The 17,726-nt window shown below is 52.3% G+C and carries 21 protein-coding genes and 1 tRNA gene; 11 read left to right on the plus strand and 11 right to left on the minus strand.

The window, feature by feature from the left end:
- Positions 1-319 precede the first annotated feature (319 nt).
- Positions 320-802 carry a ribosomal maturation YjgA family protein gene (locus CBW46_RS09475; RefSeq protein WP_243633250.1) on the plus strand — a complete coding sequence of 161 codons (483 nt, stop codon included), beginning with the start codon at positions 320-322 and terminating at the stop codon, positions 800-802.
- 12 nt (positions 803-814) lie between these two features.
- On the opposite strand, the gene CBW46_RS09480 is transcribed toward CBW46_RS09475, so the two are convergent.
- Entirely contained in the window at positions 815-1,660 is an 846-nt protein-coding gene (locus CBW46_RS09480; protein WP_089199773.1) for a lipoate--protein ligase family protein, read from the minus strand.
- Positions 1,661-1,854: 194 nt separating this feature from the next.
- On the opposite strand from CBW46_RS09480, the gene CBW46_RS09485 reads away from it, so the two are divergent.
- The 3 genes from CBW46_RS09485 to CBW46_RS09495 all read left to right on the plus strand — a co-directional run bounded on the left by CBW46_RS09485 (position 1,855) and on the right by CBW46_RS09495 (position 5,986).
- On the plus strand, positions 1,855-3,648 hold the full coding sequence (locus CBW46_RS09485; protein WP_089199774.1) for a DEAD/DEAH box helicase: 1,794 nt from the start codon (positions 1,855-1,857) through the stop codon (positions 3,646-3,648).
- Positions 3,645-4,823 carry a YqhG family protein gene (locus tag CBW46_RS09490; RefSeq protein ID WP_089199775.1) on the plus strand — a complete coding sequence of 393 codons (1,179 nt, stop codon included), beginning with the start codon at positions 3,645-3,647 and terminating at the stop codon, positions 4,821-4,823. Before CBW46_RS09485 ends, CBW46_RS09490 begins: the two co-directional genes overlap by 4 nt.
- Before the next feature lie 194 nt (positions 4,824-5,017).
- The gene (locus CBW46_RS09495; RefSeq protein ID WP_089199776.1) at positions 5,018-5,986 is read left to right on the plus strand and encodes a hypothetical protein; all 969 of its coding nucleotides are present in this window, start codon (positions 5,018-5,020) and stop codon (positions 5,984-5,986) included.
- A 76-nt stretch (positions 5,987-6,062) separates the two neighbouring features.
- On the opposite strand, the gene CBW46_RS09500 is transcribed toward CBW46_RS09495, so the two are convergent.
- Both CBW46_RS09500 and argS read right to left on the minus strand, forming a co-directional pair.
- The gene (locus CBW46_RS09500; protein ID WP_089199777.1) at positions 6,063-6,254 is read right to left on the minus strand and encodes a YqzE family protein; all 192 of its coding nucleotides are present in this window, start codon (positions 6,252-6,254) and stop codon (positions 6,063-6,065) included.
- A 125-nt stretch (positions 6,255-6,379) separates the two neighbouring features.
- A complete protein-coding gene (gene argS / locus CBW46_RS09505) occupies positions 6,380-8,098 on the minus strand; it encodes an arginine--tRNA ligase (RefSeq protein WP_089199778.1) in 1,719 nt (572 codons plus the stop codon).
- 288 nt (positions 8,099-8,386) lie between these two features.
- Here argS and CBW46_RS09510 point away from each other — a divergent pair, with 288 nt between their 5' ends.
- Positions 8,387-8,827, plus strand: coding sequence for an Hsp20/alpha crystallin family protein (locus CBW46_RS09510; RefSeq protein ID WP_089199779.1), 441 nt, complete (start codon positions 8,387-8,389; stop codon positions 8,825-8,827).
- Between the two features lie 58 nt (positions 8,828-8,885).
- Here CBW46_RS09510 and CBW46_RS09515 read toward each other — a convergent pair.
- Positions 8,886-8,973, minus strand: a tRNA-Leu gene (locus tag CBW46_RS09515).
- A gap of 383 nt (positions 8,974-9,356) precedes the next feature.
- Here CBW46_RS09515 and CBW46_RS09520 point away from each other — a divergent pair.
- Complete coding sequence (locus tag CBW46_RS09520) at positions 9,357-9,578, plus strand: hypothetical protein (protein WP_089199780.1); 222 nt, start codon at positions 9,357-9,359, stop codon at positions 9,576-9,578.
- Between the two features lie 13 nt (positions 9,579-9,591).
- Here the strand turns inward: CBW46_RS09520 and CBW46_RS22055 are convergent, their stop codons facing one another.
- On the minus strand, positions 9,592-9,717 hold the full coding sequence (locus tag CBW46_RS22055; protein WP_279386461.1) for a hypothetical protein: 126 nt from the start codon (positions 9,715-9,717) through the stop codon (positions 9,592-9,594).
- Positions 9,718-9,767: 50 nt separating this feature from the next.
- A complete protein-coding gene (locus CBW46_RS09525; RefSeq protein ID WP_089200016.1) occupies positions 9,768-10,001 on the minus strand; it encodes a hypothetical protein in 234 nt (77 codons plus the stop codon).
- Between the two features lie 107 nt (positions 10,002-10,108).
- On the opposite strand from CBW46_RS09525, the gene CBW46_RS09530 reads away from it, so the two are divergent.
- Positions 10,109-10,447, plus strand: coding sequence for a hypothetical protein (locus tag CBW46_RS09530; protein WP_089199781.1), 339 nt, complete (start codon positions 10,109-10,111; stop codon positions 10,445-10,447).
- A 71-nt stretch (positions 10,448-10,518) separates the two neighbouring features.
- Here the strand turns inward: CBW46_RS09530 and CBW46_RS09535 are convergent, their stop codons facing one another.
- Positions 10,519-10,842 carry a hypothetical protein gene (locus CBW46_RS09535; RefSeq protein ID WP_089199782.1) on the minus strand — a complete coding sequence of 108 codons (324 nt, stop codon included), beginning with the start codon at positions 10,840-10,842 and terminating at the stop codon, positions 10,519-10,521.
- A 93-nt stretch (positions 10,843-10,935) separates the two neighbouring features.
- Entirely contained in the window at positions 10,936-11,508 is a 573-nt protein-coding gene (locus tag CBW46_RS09540) for a xanthine phosphoribosyltransferase (RefSeq protein ID WP_089199783.1), read from the minus strand.
- Between the two features lie 344 nt (positions 11,509-11,852).
- On the opposite strand from CBW46_RS09540, the gene CBW46_RS09545 reads away from it, so the two are divergent.
- On the plus strand, positions 11,853-12,563 hold the full coding sequence (locus tag CBW46_RS09545) for a DUF4309 domain-containing protein (RefSeq protein WP_243633251.1): 711 nt from the start codon (positions 11,853-11,855) through the stop codon (positions 12,561-12,563).
- Positions 12,564-12,742: 179 nt separating this feature from the next.
- Here the strand turns inward: CBW46_RS09545 and CBW46_RS09550 are convergent, their stop codons facing one another.
- Positions 12,743-13,354: a DedA family protein gene (locus tag CBW46_RS09550; RefSeq protein ID WP_089199784.1), complete on the minus strand. Its 612-nt coding sequence runs from the start codon at positions 13,352-13,354 to the stop codon at positions 12,743-12,745.
- Between the two features lie 323 nt (positions 13,355-13,677).
- On the opposite strand from CBW46_RS09550, the gene CBW46_RS09555 reads away from it, so the two are divergent.
- Positions 13,678-14,721: a YkvI family membrane protein gene (locus CBW46_RS09555; protein ID WP_089199785.1), complete on the plus strand. Its 1,044-nt coding sequence runs from the start codon at positions 13,678-13,680 to the stop codon at positions 14,719-14,721.
- Here the strand turns inward: CBW46_RS09555 and CBW46_RS09560 are convergent.
- Positions 14,650-15,111: a hypothetical protein gene (locus CBW46_RS09560; RefSeq protein ID WP_089199786.1), complete on the minus strand. Its 462-nt coding sequence runs from the start codon at positions 15,109-15,111 to the stop codon at positions 14,650-14,652. The genes CBW46_RS09555 and CBW46_RS09560 overlap by 72 nt on opposite strands.
- An 86-nt stretch (positions 15,112-15,197) precedes the next feature.
- Positions 15,198-15,494, minus strand: coding sequence for a hypothetical protein (locus CBW46_RS09565; protein ID WP_133253956.1), 297 nt, complete (start codon positions 15,492-15,494; stop codon positions 15,198-15,200).
- 85 nt (positions 15,495-15,579) lie between these two features.
- On the opposite strand from CBW46_RS09565, the gene CBW46_RS09570 reads away from it, so the two are divergent.
- Positions 15,580-16,338 (plus strand): SDR family NAD(P)-dependent oxidoreductase, encoded by a 759-nt coding sequence (locus CBW46_RS09570; RefSeq protein WP_089199788.1) that lies wholly within the window; start codon positions 15,580-15,582, stop codon positions 16,336-16,338.
- A gap of 24 nt (positions 16,339-16,362) precedes the next feature.
- A complete protein-coding gene (locus tag CBW46_RS09575) occupies positions 16,363-17,292 on the plus strand; it encodes an EamA family transporter (RefSeq protein ID WP_089199789.1) in 930 nt (309 codons plus the stop codon).
- Positions 17,293-17,726: the final 434 nt, after the last annotated feature.

Below are 17,726 nucleotides of genomic sequence, written 5' to 3' on the forward strand. Positions count from 1 at the left end.
ATTCCCCAATCAGGACCAGCCACCCCGATTATTACTTTGATTTGCTCCCGGTATCTCAGTTTTTTGGGCTTACGGAAATTTAACGTTCGAGCGGCGCGACATTTATTATTTACCCAGGCGTACCGCTTTGCATCATACTTTCCATTCCGCTTTACATCCCCCAGGCAGCTTGATAACCTTGAATGTGGCACGGGAAAAGAAGACACCTCTCCGCATTATGTATTCAGCTTAATTTACCCTTAATAGTATCATACCACATTTGCGGCGATACAAACATATGTTCCCAAATATTTCAAATGAACAGAGGAGGTATTTGCACTTGCGATTGTTCTTTTACAGTGGACGAAGAGTACTGTATTTAGCCGCAGCATCGGCCTCGATCGTGTCAGGCCTCGCTTCAAGATATTTTTCCGCGTTCCTGCCTAAATTTATTGCAGTGTACGCAGGTGATGCCATCTGGGCGAGCATGATTTACTTCGGCTTCCGGGCCATATCGATTCGCACACCACTGCATACGGCAGCGCTGGCCAGTTTTCTGTTCAGCGTCATGATCGAATTCAGCCAGCTGTATCAGGCCGGCTGGATCAATGAGCTTCGTGCCACCTTGCTCGGAGCGCTCGTGTTGGGCAAGGGCTTTGTAACCCAAGATTTAGCGCGGTATTCGTTCGGAATCGCTGCGGCATATTTGTTGGATGTATTTCTTCTCAGCTGCTACAGCAAAAGGAACGCGACGAGTATCCCTTCTGGCCGGCAAGCCACGCCCGATCCCTGCCGACACGACCCGGCCTCCATGAATAAGTGAAACCTTCGGACGTTAACGCCGAAGGTTCCATGTGTGGTTCGCGTATTTCTCTGCCACCAGCTGGTCTGCCAAGCACTGCTCATACTCCGTCAGCCGGCCTGCCTCCAAAATCACATCCAACCCCTCAGCCATGCCTGCGCGGAAAGCAGCTTCAACCTCCGGCAACGATACAGCACGTTTGCCCAAATCACGGCACAAATCATTGATGGCAACCGCTTTGCGCACGAACTGCTGCTTCAGCCGGTCCCGCAATCTCTCATTAGACAACTTCAGCACACGAAACAGCTGCTCCACGTCCATGTCCAGCAAAATAGAACCGTGCTGCAGCACTACCTGTTTTTGCCGCGTCTGTGCGCTGCCTGCGATTTTACGTCCTTCCACCACCAATTCGTACCAGGATGGCGAATCGAAGCAGGCTGCCGAGCCCAACGACGCGTATTTTGTTTTATCCTCTTCGCTGGCCAACTGCACCATCTGTGCGTCGAGTCCCAACCGGCGAAAGCCGAACAGCAACCCTTCGCTGAGCACACGATACGCCTCCGTCACACCGCGCGGGATCCCGGGATAGCTTTCCGAAACGATGATGCTGTACGTCAGTTCCTTGTCGTGCAGCACAGCCCGTCCACCGGTCGGCCGCCGCACGAAGCCCAGCCCTTCCTCTCGCAGCTGATCAAAGTCTATTTCCTCCGCAGCCCGCTGAAAGTATCCGATCGACAGTGTCGCCGGACTCCAGCCGTAAAATCGCACGGTCGGCGGAACCTTCCCCTCGCTATGCGCTGTCAAAATCGCCTCATCCACCGCCATATTATAAGCCGGGTCCTGCGCTCCCGACGAGATAAACCGCCATATTGGCTTCATACTGCTCACGTCCTTCTTTCTGTGTCATCTCATGACTCTTAATATCATAAAGCATTCCATGCAGTTATGAAAGAGTACCCTTTCGTACATACTAAAAATTGACGTTTTATAAGATGGTCCCTATGTCATGATTCGCTTGATCCACGTGTGCCAGCCTGACCTCACTCGCGGAGGTGCCAAAGGAGCGTCAAACCATGCAAACAACCGAGCGCAATCAACGTGTCCGCCCTTTGAACGAGCACGTGCAGCTCCATTTTGACCGCGAATGGTTCGAACAATTGCATGAAAGAGCACAGCGCAATGGTCCCTGGGACGACTGGACGCTGTACCAGCTGGCCTATGAAGCGGAACAGGCCAAATTGATCGCCAGCTTTGACGAGCTGCTCTGCCTGGTGCATATACCTCAGTTGACGCCAATGCCCCATCAGATTGAAACTGCGAAAAAGGTGCTTACCGAGATGCGCGGCAGAGCGATCCTCGCCGATGAAGTAGGCCTTGGCAAAACAATTGAGGCAGGCCTTATTTTAAAAGAATATATTATCCGGGGACTCGTCAAAAGAGTGCTTATACTGGTGCCGGCTTCGCTTGTACTGCAGTGGGTGAGGGAGCTGAACCAGAAATTCGGTATTTACGCCGTGGCGCAGCGAAAGGCATACATGTGGGCGTCTAACGACGTCGTTGTCGCCTCGATGGATACGGCCAAGCGCAATCCACACCGCGATATCGTGTTAGGTCTTGACTATGACATGGTGATCATCGACGAGGCCCACAAGCTGAAGAACAAAAAAACAAGCAATTACCAGTTCGTTACCGAGCTGCGAAAAAAATATTGCCTACTGCTCACCGCCACACCGGTGCAGAACGATTTGAAAGAATTGTACAATCTGATCACGCTGCTAAAACCCGGCCATCTCGGAGGCCAGGAGAACTTCCAGTCAAATTTCGTCGTAGACAAGCGTATACCGAAAAACGAAGAACAGCTGCAGCAGGAGCTCTCTAAGGTCATGATCCGCAACAGGCGCGGCGAAGGCGGCGTCACGTTCACCAAACGTATCGTGCGCAACATCTCGCTTAAGCTTTCTCCCGAAGAGCAGGCATTGTACGACGGCGTCACACAATTCGTCAAGGGGCGGTTCGAAGAATCGGGCGGAGACATCAGCAGCGCGCTGGCTCTGGTCACCCTGCAGCGTGAGGTGTGCAGCAGCCGGGACGCGGTGTTCATTACGCTGGTCAACTTATTCAAAAAAACCCCGGAAGATTCACCGGTACGCGCCCGCATCTGGGAATTGGTCGAATTGATTCGCGCAATTAAGTCGAACACGAAGGCCGAAAAAGTGATTGAGCTCATCCGGCAGATTAATGACAAAGTTATTATTTTTACCGAGTACCGGGCGTCACAAGAATATTTGATGCAATATTTAAAGGATAACAAAATTACTGCAGTACCTTATCGGGGCGGTATGAACCGGGGCAAAAAGGATTGGATGATGGATCTGTTCCGCAATCGCGCGCAAGTGCTCGTAGCTACGGAAGCCGGCGGCGAGGGGATCAACCTGCAATTTTGCCATCATATGATTAACTTCGACCTGCCTTGGAATCCTATGCGTGTGGAGCAGAGGATCGGGCGTGTGCACAGGCTGGGGCAGACCGACGACGTGAAAATATACAATCTGTCCACGCAAGGCACGATCGAAGAGTACATCCTGTCCCTGTTACATGAAAAAATAAACATGTTTGAGCTTGTCATCGGCGAGCTGGACACTATCTTGGAACGGTTCGAGAAAACAAATTCATTGGAAAAACATTTGGCGAAGATGCTGCTTTCTTCACGAAGTGAGGAAGAAATCCGCCAGCAGATGGATGACCTTGGCCGATCGTTTTCCACCATTCTCAGCGAGGTGGGAAAGGGTGCCGAGGACAAGGCTCACCTCACCCAGCTGCTGGACTCAGTGGAACAGAATGGCGGCGACATGGAGGGGTCTCCGTGAATAGCGCACAAATACGACAGTTCGTCATGCGGTACCTTGAGGCGGAACAATGCGATGTCATCGACAAACATCCGGCGTATGTCACCGTGAAGCTATCGCCCTCCGCGGATAGAGAGCTCACTTTCCGCCCCTATTATTGGAACTTTGTGGAGGCTACCGGTGCTCCCGCGGAAACCATGACATTCACGTTCATCTTCGATCCCGAAGGGCACAATGCGGCTACCCAAGCTGCCGGCAGACCCGGTGTCGACAGACTGGGCATGCCCTTGCAGATGAACCCGGTCGGCACACCAGGCGCCGGAGGTCCAGGCGCGCCTCATGCCGCTGCCACGCAGCCGCATGCTGGCGGCCCACCCACTCCCGGCGTTGGGCCGGCAAGCTCCGGCGCCCCTTCCGCCGCTCCCGGCTCGCACGCCCATGGCACCGCGGGTGCACACGCTGCCGGCCACGAACCGGCAGGCTCCGGCGCCGTATCCGCCGGCTCACCGGCTGGCCAGCCAGCGCAGCCTGACGGTATACTCAGCCAGTACTTTGGCTTCGTACCGACACAGGTCGTCCCGCGTATACCGAAAGATGAGGTGACCTTCGGCAGCCAAAGGCTGGAGCAAATATTCGGTATCGTCCGCAACAAGGGGCGATATGTTCACCTGTATGAGCAATTTCAACCCGAGCAAAAATCGGCGGCCACCGTGCCCTACGACAATTGGTTTCAAGTTAACTTCAAAGTGGAGCTGGCGTGCGATATGAAACGCAGCGAGCTTCATTCGCTCGGCATCCATCTGGTCACAGGCGAGATCCGGGAGCATTTTCAGGAGCTGCTGCAGCGCAAGAGCCTCACACCGCGTCTGCCCGCACAAGTCTTCATTGTGCCCGATCGTATAGCGCTGCCCCGTGCCGTCATCTATTTGGAAGAATACTTGGAGAACAAGTTTAAAACGTATGACCAAACGTGGGCAGCAGAGGCTGCGTTGCGATTGGAGGACGAACTTGCACGCGTCAGGGGATATTACGAGACACTCATCCAAAATGCCGAGCCGGACGCGAGACCTGAAGTTGAAGCCCAATATGCCAACCGAAAGCACGAACTGGAATGGCAATACAGGCCACGAATCCAAATTTCCGTCATTAACTGCGGGCTGTTTCATCTCCGGCTGGAGAGCAAGCCTAACAACTGACGAATTATGATAAATGCCAGCAAAAATAGAAGCAAATCGCATCCGGCACATCTACAGGTTCTAACAACGTTTTTAAGGCATATTTTATACAATAAGGGCATAGCTGTTCGGCAAACGATTACTGCGGTAAATAGTGTCGGTGAGTCTCTGCCGACATAATCCGGCCTACCATTTTTATGTAAGCAGGTGAATAAATGAAAAGAACTACCGTATGGGCCATGACGCTGGTGATTTGGACAAGCCTGATGCTGCCGCAGCCTCTGTGTACGGCAGCTGCGGAGGCACAGCTGGCGCCGGCGAACCGAACCCCACACACGGTCGCGGCTCATGTGCCTGCCAGCGTGCACCAGCCAGCGTCAGCCGAGGAGTCCGCAGCGGATACCGAGCGCACGATCACTTCGACCGCGATGGCGGACGCCGTCAACCAGTGGATACATAACATCGCCGGCGAACACGGCTACTCATCGTGGCGGCAGGCAACATGGACCAGTCAGCCCCTCGGCCCCGGTACACATGGCTGGATCATTATAGTAACATCGAACGGCAAAACTGTCGGTTACATGGTAATACATGCTGCAGAGCCCGATAAGCCTGACAGCTACCGATTAACCGAATACGGCCACGGAGACAAGCCTTTATTCAGCTTGCAAACTCTGCACCAAGCGTTGGTGCAGCTTGAACTTATTCATACTTCATACCAAACCGAACGTCTATACTATGCGCCGCTTCATACGGTATGGCGAGTTACGAGCCACGGCTCTGAGCATTACGCTGACGCTAAGACAGGCGAAATACTGCCTCTGGATTCTTTTTCTTCTCAGAGCATGCCGCTTCATGCTTTAGATGCGTCTACACGGCTTGCACCAAAGCATACAATCATATCAAGCCGGCAGTTATCGGTGTTTGATCCGTATGAACGGCTGCCCTGGGCAAGCGGGGAGGACGTGAATTATCCCTCCTTCGGCGAGCTGCAAGGAGAATTGGACGCACGTAAGCGCCTCACCTATGCTGCAGCAATCTTCAATGGAACGATCACAGCGCCTCTCGCCGTCACCGGCTACCATAAGTGGTCCAACCAGGAGTGCTTCTTACTGCTTGAGCAAAACGGCCAACGTGCAGTTCCTTATGAAGCCGCAGCCATTCTCGGCAAGTTCTACCACTAACGGTTGTTCTCCTCCTTCTTATAGAAAAGCTTCCCATCCCCGACACGCATTAACGTGCTTTGAGGAGAGAAGCTTTTCATTTTCTTTTGCGCACTTCATCCGTCCACATGCGAAGCGCGACCGGCAGCATACCGAACCAGCGATACTGCCATCGCTCCCGTCTTTCCTTTCGGCTTGCCTTGGCCTCTTTTCTCACTTCACGAGGCGTTTCTATGTAATCAATGAACTGCTCCGCAACATATTTCACCAGCTCGTCGCCCTTGGCCATATGTGCACCTCCAGCCTCTAGTGTATCCAAATTACACTGCATTCTTACACATAGCGCGACGCGGCACATATTATGGTTCCGCACAAAAAAACACTACCGCGCTGGCCGATAGTGTCTCTGTGGCATTACATTTTTTCCGGAGCTTCCAACCCGATGAGCCTCAAGCCGTTGCGCAGAGTGATCTGCACGCTCTTCACCAGCGCCAGTCTCGCCTGACGCAGAGCGGTGTCCTCTACAAGGATAGGCGACGCGTGATAGAAGCTGTTGAAGCTCTGCGCCAAGTCAACCAAATACCGGCTCACGATAGACGGCTCAAGCTTGTGCATGGCCTGCTCCACGCGCTCCTTAAACAGATGCAGCTGCTTGATCACGCCCCGAGCCTCGGCGCCGTCCAGCAGTCCATAGTTCAGCTCGCCGGCCACGTCCGGCAACTCGATGGATGCGGTGCCGTTGGCTTTGCGCAGCAAGCTGCAGGTACGGACATGCGTATATTGCACGTACGGCCCGGTCTCGCCCTCAAAATTCAACGCTTCCTCCCAAGAAAACACGATGTCTTTAATGCGGTTGTTGCTCAGATCGCTGAAAATAATCGCACCCACACCCACTTGGCGTGCGACCTCCTCCTTGTTTTCCAGGTCAGGGTTCTTCTCGCTGATGATCTCCCTCGTCTTGTCGATCGCCTGAGTCAGCAGCTCTTCAAGCCGGATAACATTCCCTTTGCGCGTCGACAGCTTGGCGCCTTCCAGGCTGACTTTACCGAAGGGCACATGTGCCAGCTTGTCCGCCCAGTCGTATCCCATCAATTTGATTACCTTGAACCACTGCTGGAAGTGCAGGCTCTGCCCTGCGTCCGTGACATAAATACACTTGTCAAAATCATACGTGTTATGCCGGTATATCGCGGCCGTCACGTCGCGTGTGTGATACAGTGTGCCGCCGTCTTTTTTGATCATCAGCGCAGGCGGCATATTATATTCGTCCAGCCGGACAAGCTGCGCGCCCTCGTCTTCCACAAGCAAATTCTTCTGCTTGAGTTCGTCGATGACGGCATCCATTTTATCATTGTAAAAGCTCTCGCCCGCGTAGGAGTCAAATTTTACACCTAACAGGTCGTACATTTTTTCAAATTCCTTCATGCTGATTTCCACGAACCATCTCCAGAGCTTCAATGCTGCCTCATCGCCCTGTTCCAGCCGTACGAAACACAGTCGGGCTTCGGTCTCCAATTCGGGATTGCGGTCAGCCTCATCGTGGAATTTCACGTATAAGCGTTGCAGCTCGTCAATACCTTCCGCTTCTACCGCGGCCTGGTTACCCCAGCGCTGATAAGCGACAATAAGCTTGCCGAATTGGGTTCCCCAGTCACCCAGATGGTTAACTCCTATGCAGTTGTAACCTAGAAACTGGTGGATGTTGTACAGTGCACTGCCGATCATGGTCGAACGCAGATGGCCGATATGAAACGTTTTCGCGATATTAGGCGATGAAAAGTCGAGTACGATATTGCGACCTTGACCGAGGTCCTGCGAGCCGTAGCGCTCCTTGAGGTTAAAAACCTCTCCTAGGACAGATGCGGCAAAATGCTCCGCATTCAAATACACATTGAGATAACCCGATACCGCCTCGACGCGCTCTACCGCCGGATGAGGCGCCCACTGCTGTTTCAGCTCTTCTGCAATGGCTTGCGGCGCTCTGCGCAGCTGTTTGCTTAATTTGAAGCAAGGGACGGATAAGTCACCCATCTCGGGGTTAGGCGGATATTCAATGAGTTCCGCGATTGATTGCTCGTCCAAACCTGACAGTTGAGAAGCAAGCCTGGTCGCCAATAATTCTTTGTAGTTCATAAATGGTTGATCCCCTTTTCCGATTAAATCACAACTCCGCCGATACAGCGTTTGTATACAATAAAACACCCCCGCGCGGGGGTGCTTGCTAACTCAGGCCCAATGTCGCTCAATGGCATATGTTTCATTATATCTATCCGCAAAAATCCAGTCAAGCGGCGAAATGAGTCGTTCACGCCCGCGTTAGAGCGCCGTCACTATCATCTTCATTTGGCGCGGCATGCATACCGTTCGGCTTCTTTTGGTTAAGCTACTAATGCCGTACATCACACCAAGGAGGTTGTTGCCATGCCGCTCGTACCCTTCGAGCCATTGCGTCACGTAGAAAATTGGAAAAAAGAGCTGGACCGCGTGTTTAACGAAAGTATTCCGGCCGCGTTCGGTTTCAACCCGGAATTCAGCACACCCCGTACCGACGTTTATGAAACAGCGGCACATGTCATCGCAATTTGCGAAATTCCCGGTTTAGAAAACAAAGAAGATGTTCACATTCACGTCGACAATCAAACATTGAAAATCCACGGTGTGATCAATCGTTTCAACGAAGTGCAGGAGGATCAAATGCATCGCCGGGAGAGGTACGCCGGCAAATTTCAGCGGAGTATCGCCCTGCCGTCCCCCGTGGAAGCCGAAGGCACAGTAGCCGCATACAAAAACGGCATATTGGAAGTCCGTATGCCCAAGTCCAGACCGGAACAGGGACAACGGATCGATATCGATTTTCAATAAGCCGTTAACAAATAAAAAACCATCTGCCGAGCTGCGGCAAATGGTTGTATGTATGGTATGGTGCGGTCAAGAGGACTCGAACCTCCACGGGGGGTTAGCCCACACGGACCTGAACCGTGCGCGTCTGCCAATTCCGCCATGACCGCATATTGCAGTGCGCCTCTGAGACCCGCTTCTCGGCGCTCTCAAATGCACAAGAAGTATATTAACATCTGACGCTGGTATATGTCAAATACTTTTTTTGGCAGGTTTCCCCACTCGACATAGCCGCTTGCGTGCAAAAGATCTCCGCTTTAGGGGATCTTTTTATTTCCAGCAGGTATAAGCGATCCAAGCGACAATCGCCCCCGTTCCTCTCAAAGGTGATCCCTGTTTGGACATAGCCCGCCCTCCTGTCTTCGCGATGACAAATACCACATAGGAATATTATACTATGCCCGGCAGAAACTTGGTTATACCACGGTTACAGCGTAAATTCCATCATGTTTGTGTTCTGCGTCCATATAATGTGGAAGGAGGGATCAAACGTATGGTGCTATTTCAAATCGCTATCGGCGTGGTGTCCGCTTTGATTTTATGGGGATTCATCGAACTGACCTATCGCACAATGTTGTGGGTCATCGGCCTCACTGTGCTGGTCAGCCTAATTATACCCGGCGCGTTTTTGTTTCTGAGCGGAATACTGCTTGTGTTCATCGGGATGCTGGCGACTTTAGGCATTTTATTTTTAATAGGGGCATTCAGAAAGTAATGCTGGACAACATTTACCCTTCCCCGTAGGCTTGCAGCGCTCCGGCTGCCCACTCTTTTAGCAGCTGCTTATCCGGCCGGCTCGGCACATCGAACAGATGAGTGGTTGTATCACCGCCGTTTGCATCCAACCGGATCATCTCTCCAGACACCTCACCGTTCTCGGCTCAATACGATTTCACCGCTCCCTTTATTGCCCGCTACCGCCCTCAATCCATCCGCTGTCGCGTTCCTCCGCGAACGGCTGGTAGTGATGCCGGCGATCCAACTTGAGTATACGCCGATTTTGCTTCCGTATCATCACCGTTTCATCATCCCAGGCGACGACGATTCCCTTCACATCATTTTTAGGGTCTGCGTCGCGGACCACGCGCAGTACCGTTCCTGCCACACGATACAGGTCCAGCTGTTCTTCCGTTATCATGTACAAATCTCCTTTCTCAATCGTGCTGTAAGAATAGAATACACCAATAGCGGCATACAATAAACTCATGGTTTTCCCCAGTTTCTAATGAAAGGACGCTCTTACTTATGCAATTGACCAATGAAACGGACCAACAGAAGAAAACCTATTATGTAGCGGTCGGCACAGGTGAAATTTTGGAACCGCACAATATGGGCGGGAATTTCGAGTTCGAAATCCGCGCAACCGATGAACAGATTGACCAGCTGGCGGCCTTATTTGAAGAATCGCAAGAAGCACAGGACGACACCGCTGTGCGAGCCCATATCCCGTACAGGGAGTATCACAACGATAAGGAAAATGACGCGGCTGATTACTATTTGCGGCAAATTTATCGTAAGCTCCATGAACTCGGGACAGCCGAGACACGCGCACACATCGAACGGATGAATGTATTACCCTCCTAGACAAAAAAACCTATTCCCGCCTGCGACGGCGAATAGGTTTTATTCAATGCTAATGCGTACGAGCCGTACGATTAGCTTACGTGTTCTTTGGAATCGTTGGTTTCAAACCAATAGTCCAGAACTTTACTGGACATCACTCGCTTTTGGACATAGTCGATTTGCTGCTGTGAAAAGTGCGGCTGCCACTCGATACCGAGCTCTTCGCACAGTTTGACAATCGTCAACAGTTCAGACCAGGCAACGTACCGTTTGTACCAAAAAAATTGAGGATGTTCAATCATATAGGGATACAGATCATCGAACTCTGTATGTTTACAATCAAGGGCACGCTCAAAATGAATCTTGGCTTCGCTCAGCTTGGCGGCGAAAAACTCAGCCTGATTTTCATTCCCCATAGCACGGCCTCCTCTCTAAAGCATACCTCCATTATAAATGAAAAAGAGCGGCGTGAAAAGGCGTAACGGCATTTGAAAATAATTCATACAAGATCACTCGAACTCGATTCTGCCCGGTGCCAGGGATGTGATCTTGGCAAGCGACTCCACTCGTACTCCTGACTCCCTTATAGTCCGACCGCCGGCTTGAAACGATTTTTCCACAGCGATTCCCACTCCGACCAAATGGGCGCCTGATCGCCGGATGATACGAATGAGCCCTCTTGCGGCATCCCCGTTCGCGATAAAATCGTCGATCACTAAAATTCTATCCTCAGCTGTTAAAAATTCCCGGGAAACCATGATATCCGTCACATAGCCTTTCGTGAACGAAGGAACCCTTTCGCTGTAGGTTTCGGATGTGTCCGAATTTAGCGATTTTTTGCGGCGGGCGAATACCATAGGTACGTTCAAATCCTGCGCAGCTGCGAACGCGATCGGAATACCTGAGGACTCGATAGTCAAGATCTTAGTCACGTTGTCTTCACGGAACAGCCGGGTGAATTCTCTGCCCATAGCCGTTGTCAACGCCGGATCTACAGCGTGGTTCAAAATGGCGTCCAGCTTAATCACTTCATTAGAAAGCACAGTGCCGACTTCTCTGATGCGTTGTTTTAATAGCTCCATACATAAGCCTCCATCCGAAAACTCTTTCCGTTAACTTATCATAAGGGGATTCCGGGTATCAAGTGTTTAAACCATAAACTTTTTTAGATTAGCTGCAACTTCCCCAGTGCAAAATGCGTTATAAATGATAAGATTGCACGCAATATGGTCTAAAGCGGAGCAAACCATTTAATGTCAGCCCTGCATGGTGTTTTTGCTCGAATGATGGCTTTTTTTGAGACAGTGGCTCTTTGTCCAATTTGCTCTAAAAGAGTATGATTAGAAGATACAGCTCGATGGTGCTTCAGTTAGGTTCGTGATACAGGTTACAAATGGAAGAGCCCACTCAGAAAGGGTAGATGGACATGATTAAAACAAACAGATCCATTGCCGGTTGGTCCGTATCTTTCGCCTGCATTATACTGCTCGCAGGCTGCAGTGATGCGCGAGAACAAGCCGCGCACACTCCTACTGCGCCGCAGCAAGCAGTTGCGTCCCCGGTTAGCGTCAACGCGCAGCCTGCCAATCCGCCAGCGGCGCCGACGTCAAATCCCGGCTCGGATTCCGCCGCTAACGCGTCGACCAACAGCAACGACAAGGTATCGCTGGCCAGCGTCCCCGGACCAGCTCAGCAAGCGGATGCCGGCAAAGCTGCCGCGGCCAAGCCCAAGATCGACATCCAAACCCCGTACGACCGCGATAAACCTACCTTGCTCGGCTTGTCGTTGAAATCCTCTATCGAAGACGTGACAAGCAAATACGGGAACCCGAAAGAGCAGTTCGTGATGGACGCTGAAAGCGATCCTATCACAGTGTATGATTATGCGGACTTTCTGGCTGGCTTCAACAAACAAAACCAACTCGAGTTTATCGACGTGCGGAGCAGTGAAATTAATCCCGGATTGAATGGACTGAAGCTGGGTCAGTCAACCAGCGCTGTGTACAAAGCGTTAGGCCAACCGGACTCGAATACGAGCTTCGTTTTTACCTACAAATCGACCGGTGCGCTGTTAAAGCTTGACATCGATCCGAAGGCGGACAAAGTGAACTCCATTAAGCTGTTTGCCGCCGAGTAACCGATCATCCAGAGACAGTCCTTCAGCCGACGAGGTGCTATCGCAGCGCCATCTGATGTCACGATAAAATAGCCGTCTTGTTCCACCCATACGTAACTCTGCTAACAAAAAAGCTGCTCCCACAGGAAAACTTAGTGTGGTGCAGCTTTTGCCTTTCTTTAGCATTGCATAAAATGTTGTCACGGCAGATCCGCCTGCTTGCGGCGGTGACGAATGTAAAAATATATCACTATGACTGTTAGAATGACAATGGTGAAAACGGTTACTCCTATATAATGATGCACCAATTCCATGATGCGCGGAGCGTTCACCCCGATGAAATGTCCCAAAGACAGGAAGCTTAAGCACCAGATCAAGGCGCCACTGCCCGAATACACCAAATATCTCCACAAACTCACATTGCTGACGCCTGCCCAGTAGCAGGTAAAATGCCTTACCCCCGGCACGTAATATCCGAACATAACAGTCCACAATCCGTATCGATGAAACCATTCCTCTGTCTTTTCCAGCCGCTCCGGCGTCAACTTCACCCATTTGCCATACTTATATAAAAAAGGTTTGCCTACGGTTCTTCCCAAGCAATAGCTGATCAACATCCCCGTCATCGTACCTGCGTAGCTCACCGCCAACGACTTGCCAAAACTGAGCGGCCCACCGCCAGAGGTTAGCGATCCTACGGCTGTCATTAATATCTCATCAGGTACGGGGATACCTACGATACCCAGTGCCAGTAAACAGTACAAAGCGATGTATCCATAATCCTGAATCAGCAGTAAAAGTTCATCTAGCACGCAGACACGCTCCAACTTAAGATATAAATCTACTTAAAAAGATAGTATATTGGTCTATTTTAGCAGAAACCTGCCAATTACCCAAGTTAAAGTCATGTGTTTGTCCACTGTTTCATACCTTGTACTATACCGGTTCATCCTTACCCCATTCCGGTGCACTATGCGGTTCATCCTTACCCATTCCGGTGCACTATGCCGGTTCATCCTTACCCCATTCCAGTGTATTATGCCGACTCGTCCTTGCCCGTGTTCCCGGTGTATTGTACCGGCCGGCCAGGACCAGTTCCCGGTCATGCAAGCCGTATGAGAGGTGGTTGACATATATGAAAAAGCTCGGCAGCATTCTGCAAGTGAGCTTTACCTATGTAGGAACTGTGGTGGGTGCCGGGTTTGCGACGGGCCAGGAAATATTGCAATTTTTCACCCGGTACGGCTGGGTTGCGACTGTAACGATCGGGATAGCCAGCGTGCTGTTTATGTGGCTTGGCGTCAAATTGATGCTGCTGGCGAATACGCTGCAAGCCCGGTCCTACGAAGATTTGAATAAACTGCTGTTCGGGGCCAGGTTCGGCGAATGGGTGAGTCTATTCACGCTCGTGGTTTTGTTTGGGGTGACCACCGTGATGCTGGCCGGCGCCGGCTCGCTTTTTGTGGAACAGTTCCATCTGCCTTATCAGCTGGGGCTCATTATGACTCTGCTGCTGGCTTACCTTGTGCTAACACGGGGGATGATGGCTATCATCGCGGTTAATTCGTTTGTTGTCCCGCTAATGCTCACGTTCAGCTGTATATTGGTATGGTTTTCGTCCGACCTGCCTGGTGCGGGGAACTGGTTGAACCTTACGCAGGTTGACTCGATGGCAAGAGGTTGGATCGCGCCGTTTCTGTATGCTGCGTTTAACCTTTCGATGGCGCAGGCAGTTCTCGTTCCGCTGGGCTCACAGATCAAAGACCGTTCCGTCTTGTTATGGGGCGGAGTTGTGGGTGGAGTTGTCATAGGCTTGATGCTGCTTGCCGGCCATTTTGCACTATCGGCCCAAATGCCCGGGGTGGCTCGATTCGAGATCCCCATGGGACACTTGATACATAGGATGGGATGGCTGCTGCAGATCTTGTTTGTTTGGGTTATTTATGGTGAAATCTTCACCACCTACATCGGCGATGTGTATGGTCTTGCCACACAGCTGCAGCAGCGCACCCGTCTCTCAAGCAAAACTATATTGCTTTTGATTTTGTTTGCCAGCTATCTGGTGAGTCAGATTGGGTTCAAGGTGCTGCTATCCACCCTGTATCCGCTATTTGGTCTCATTAGCATGGCTTGGTTCGTCATGATGATTTGGCACCGTCACCGTGCCGTCGGTATGTGATAGCGCACCATGGGAACGTACTATGGACAGGAGGAATGCGAAGCGAAGCACCATAAACAGCATCCCCAAAAAAGTGAACACAAACCCGCACAGAAGATACCCGTAATGATACAACGGATAGCTGTCCGCGTCCCGAATCACGGCAACAACGTCAGTAAACAAGAACAAACTTCCGATGCCGAACACACCGATGAGTGCATAATCGAAATAGGTCCAACGGAGCAGCAGTCCGTATGGTGCCGAGTCAGCCGCCTGCGCTCCCTCCAGCAGGCCTCCCGGTGATGGCTCCCGGTTTTGCCTGTGCTGCAGCAGCAGCCACACCATGAACACCGCGGCGGCGGTTACAATCAAACCGAGTCCTCCACCCACTATCGCCAATGTAAGTTTCATCTCATTCACCCACCTAGCCAAAAAATTCTAATTCCCTTGATTATGATTGAATATGTACAGTAAGATATTCTGCGGCACGCCTGGTCTTACGGCAAGGGCTGCATCATCAACGCATAGACCAGCCACAACGATATGGCAAACGTCAGCAGCGGCAATGCCCACACTGCTTTGCGCAGGTAACTCTCGGGCAGCATAGGTGCGGGCAGCCAAATGCGGCTCAGCCTGTCGGCCGCGTGCGCCCGCTCGTCGTCCGGCTCGGGCTGTCCGTTGCTTTGCGCGTTCTCGTCGTGTGGAGAACGGTCAGTGTGTTGTATGATTTTCCCTCGTTTCCAACCTACTCGGTATGTAAGTTCACGCTGCGGCTGTGGCTCAGGTTTCATCATTGCACCTCCGTTCTTTATACTATATACTATATTATTTATATGCTCTGAAAAAAGCAATTCATTTGTGAACAGGAGGAAACAGGTTATGCAAAAAGTAGCCGCGGTCACGGGAGGCGCCCAGGGCATCGGTAAAGCTGTGGCTCTTGGTTTTGCACGGCGGGGCTATGCAGTGGCGATAGCAGATACCGATAGTGAAGCAGGATTGGAAGCGGTTGACGGCATTGTCAGGGCCGGCGGTGCAGCCGCGTTCCAGCGTGTTGATGTAAGCAAAGAAGAGCAAGTACATAATTGGATAGTGGGAATCGCGAATGAATGGAAACGCGTAGATGTCTTGGTGAACAACGCCGGCATCAGCCGAAACGGGTCCATGCTCGAGCTGCCTTTGGCCCAATTCGATGAAGTGATCGGGGTGAACCTGCGCGGCGCGTTTGTCTGCGCACAGCAGGCCGCTGCTGTCATGAAGCGCCAAGGAAGCGGTGCCATCGTGAACATGTCTTCTACCCGCGCCCTGATGTCCGAAGCGGATACCGAGGCCTATTCCGCATCCAAAGGGGGATTGCTCGCACTCACCCACGCGATGGCCGTCAGCCTCGGCCCGTACGGCATCCGAGTCAATGCCATTAGCCCCGGCTGGATCGAGACGGCCGACTGGCAGAAGTCGTCGCAACGCCAAACACCTGTGCACAGCGACCGGGACAAGCTTCAGCATCCGATAGGACGGGTGGGCACGCCTGAAGATGCAGCGGCCGCGTGTCTTTATCTGTGCGGGGACGAGGCCGGGTTCATCACCGGGCAAAACCTGGTTATCGATGGCGGAATGACCGTCAAGATGATATATGAGTAACTAATCAGTGAGGAGTCTGTTGTCATGTGGTTTGTTTTCGCAGCCGCCTCAGCCGTCTGTTTTGGGCTGAGGGGCATATTGTATCAATGGACCTCGCAACGGCCGATTGACCGGAATCTTCTGCTCTTTGGCGTGTTCTTGTCAGGGACGGTGATCGCTCTATCAGTTAACCTGTTTGCAGGGCAGCACTGGTCGAGCGGTGCGTGGATCGGGGCATTGATGGGGCTGTTCTCGTACGTCGCGAACGCTTCGATGTACCGTGGCTTCGCCGTCGGTAAAGCGGCGGTTATCGCCATGTTTACCGGTCTCCCGCCGGTAGTAGTGGTCATTATGGCTTATATCTTATGGGGAGAGAAGCTCAATCTGTGGCAAGCGCTTTCGTTCGTCATTATCATTGTGGGCCTGCTGCTGATTCGTTATTCCAATGATATTTCTTGGAGCAACATGAAAGGTGCCCAATGGGGGATCATCGCAATGTTCGGCTTCGGCATCACGGATCTGTCCTCCAAGCTGGCTACCATGCTGGGCGCGCAGACACTGCCGACGTTAGCGGTGATGTATTTCACAGGCACTATGCTGTTTGGATTGACTTGGGCCATGGGCCGGGGACGAATGGCTGTAAGTCGGCGTGAAGTTGCTGCTGCCACAGAGCTGGAGGATGCACCGAGCGCGGCCGCAGCCATCACTTCGGCACCGGTTCCTGCAGTCTGGGGTGTGACGAAAACGCTGCAATGGGGCATGATTGTCGGTTTGACGAATATTTCGGGAATGATGCTGATCATGCCTGCATTCCGCTTAGGTGTGACCGGACTAGTGTCTGTCGTTGTGGCGATGAATGTCGCGCTTGTGCTGTTGTATGCCCGTTTTGTGCTAAAAGAACGATTTACTCAATTAGAGGTTTGCGGTCTCACGGCCGCGTTCATTGGGGTAATCATCCTCCGCTTGGCAGCATGATTCCGCGGAAGAGTATAGTTGTTACACTCCAGCCGGTGACGCTGCAGGCGTGGAGATGTAATCAGGCGTTGCGGAATTTCGCGGAGCCGAACGAGGGCTCTAGCCCGTCGTTGGCGGCATAGCCCAGCCTACGGCGTGCGGTCCCTAGGCAGCAAGCGCAGCAATGCAGGTACCACGCCAACTAATGGAGAAAAGTCCGATCGGCGCCGTTAGCAATACGGGAGGAGGCGCCCCCTCCCAGCCCCCGTCCCAACTTCCATTCGGCGCATTCTACAGGTCCGACCTGGCGGGAATGCCGCCGCTCGGGTCTGTCGCAGCGCAGACAGCCGAACTCTGGTTTTGCACTTATACCTCGCATAGGTGAGCACTGCTGCCTCGGCCTCGGCCTCCGCACTGCGCACTCCGCACCATGGGCTAGCACCCTCGCCCCCACT

This window comes from Paenibacillus xerothermodurans, assembly GCF_002220865.2.
In the GTDB taxonomy this organism is placed as follows: domain Bacteria; phylum Bacillota; class Bacilli; order Paenibacillales; family NBRC-103111; genus Paenibacillus_S; species Paenibacillus_S xerothermodurans.

Excerpts from the sequence above, each read along its gene's own strand:
- CBW46_RS09480 (WP_089199773.1), bottom strand. The coding sequence starts at position 1,660 with ATGAAGCCAATATGGCGGTTTATCTCGTCGGGAGCGCAGGACCCGGCT.
- CBW46_RS09485 (WP_089199774.1), top strand. The coding sequence starts at position 1,855 with ATGCAAACAACCGAGCGCAATCAACGTGTCCGCCCTTTGAACGAGCAC.
- CBW46_RS09495 (WP_089199776.1), top strand. The coding sequence starts at position 5,018 with ATGAAAAGAACTACCGTATGGGCCATGACGCTGGTGATTTGGACAAGC.
- CBW46_RS09500 (WP_089199777.1), bottom strand. The coding sequence starts at position 6,254 with ATGGCCAAGGGCGACGAGCTGGTGAAATATGTTGCGGAGCAGTTCATT.
- argS (WP_089199778.1), bottom strand. The coding sequence starts at position 8,098 with ATGAACTACAAAGAATTATTGGCGACCAGGCTTGCTTCTCAACTGTCA.
- CBW46_RS09510 (WP_089199779.1), top strand. The coding sequence starts at position 8,387 with ATGCCGCTCGTACCCTTCGAGCCATTGCGTCACGTAGAAAATTGGAAA.
- CBW46_RS09520 (WP_089199780.1), top strand. The coding sequence starts at position 9,357 with ATGGTGCTATTTCAAATCGCTATCGGCGTGGTGTCCGCTTTGATTTTA.
- CBW46_RS22055 (WP_279386461.1), bottom strand. The coding sequence starts at position 9,717 with ATGATCCGGTTGGATGCAAACGGCGGTGATACAACCACTCATCTGTTC.
- CBW46_RS09525 (WP_089200016.1), bottom strand. The coding sequence starts at position 10,001 with ATGATAACGGAAGAACAGCTGGACCTGTATCGTGTGGCAGGAACGGTA.
- CBW46_RS09530 (WP_089199781.1), top strand. The coding sequence starts at position 10,109 with ATGCAATTGACCAATGAAACGGACCAACAGAAGAAAACCTATTATGTA.
- CBW46_RS09535 (WP_089199782.1), bottom strand. The coding sequence starts at position 10,842 with ATGGGGAATGAAAATCAGGCTGAGTTTTTCGCCGCCAAGCTGAGCGAA.
- CBW46_RS09540 (WP_089199783.1), bottom strand. The coding sequence starts at position 11,508 with ATGGAGCTATTAAAACAACGCATCAGAGAAGTCGGCACTGTGCTTTCT.
- CBW46_RS09545 (WP_243633251.1), top strand. The coding sequence starts at position 11,853 with ATGATTAAAACAAACAGATCCATTGCCGGTTGGTCCGTATCTTTCGCC.
- CBW46_RS09555 (WP_089199785.1), top strand. The coding sequence starts at position 13,678 with ATGAAAAAGCTCGGCAGCATTCTGCAAGTGAGCTTTACCTATGTAGGA.
- CBW46_RS09560 (WP_089199786.1), bottom strand. The coding sequence starts at position 15,111 with ATGAAACTTACATTGGCGATAGTGGGTGGAGGACTCGGTTTGATTGTA.
- CBW46_RS09565 (WP_133253956.1), bottom strand. The coding sequence starts at position 15,494 with ATGATGAAACCTGAGCCACAGCCGCAGCGTGAACTTACATACCGAGTA.
- CBW46_RS09570 (WP_089199788.1), top strand. The coding sequence starts at position 15,580 with ATGCAAAAAGTAGCCGCGGTCACGGGAGGCGCCCAGGGCATCGGTAAA.
- CBW46_RS09575 (WP_089199789.1), top strand. The coding sequence starts at position 16,363 with ATGTGGTTTGTTTTCGCAGCCGCCTCAGCCGTCTGTTTTGGGCTGAGG.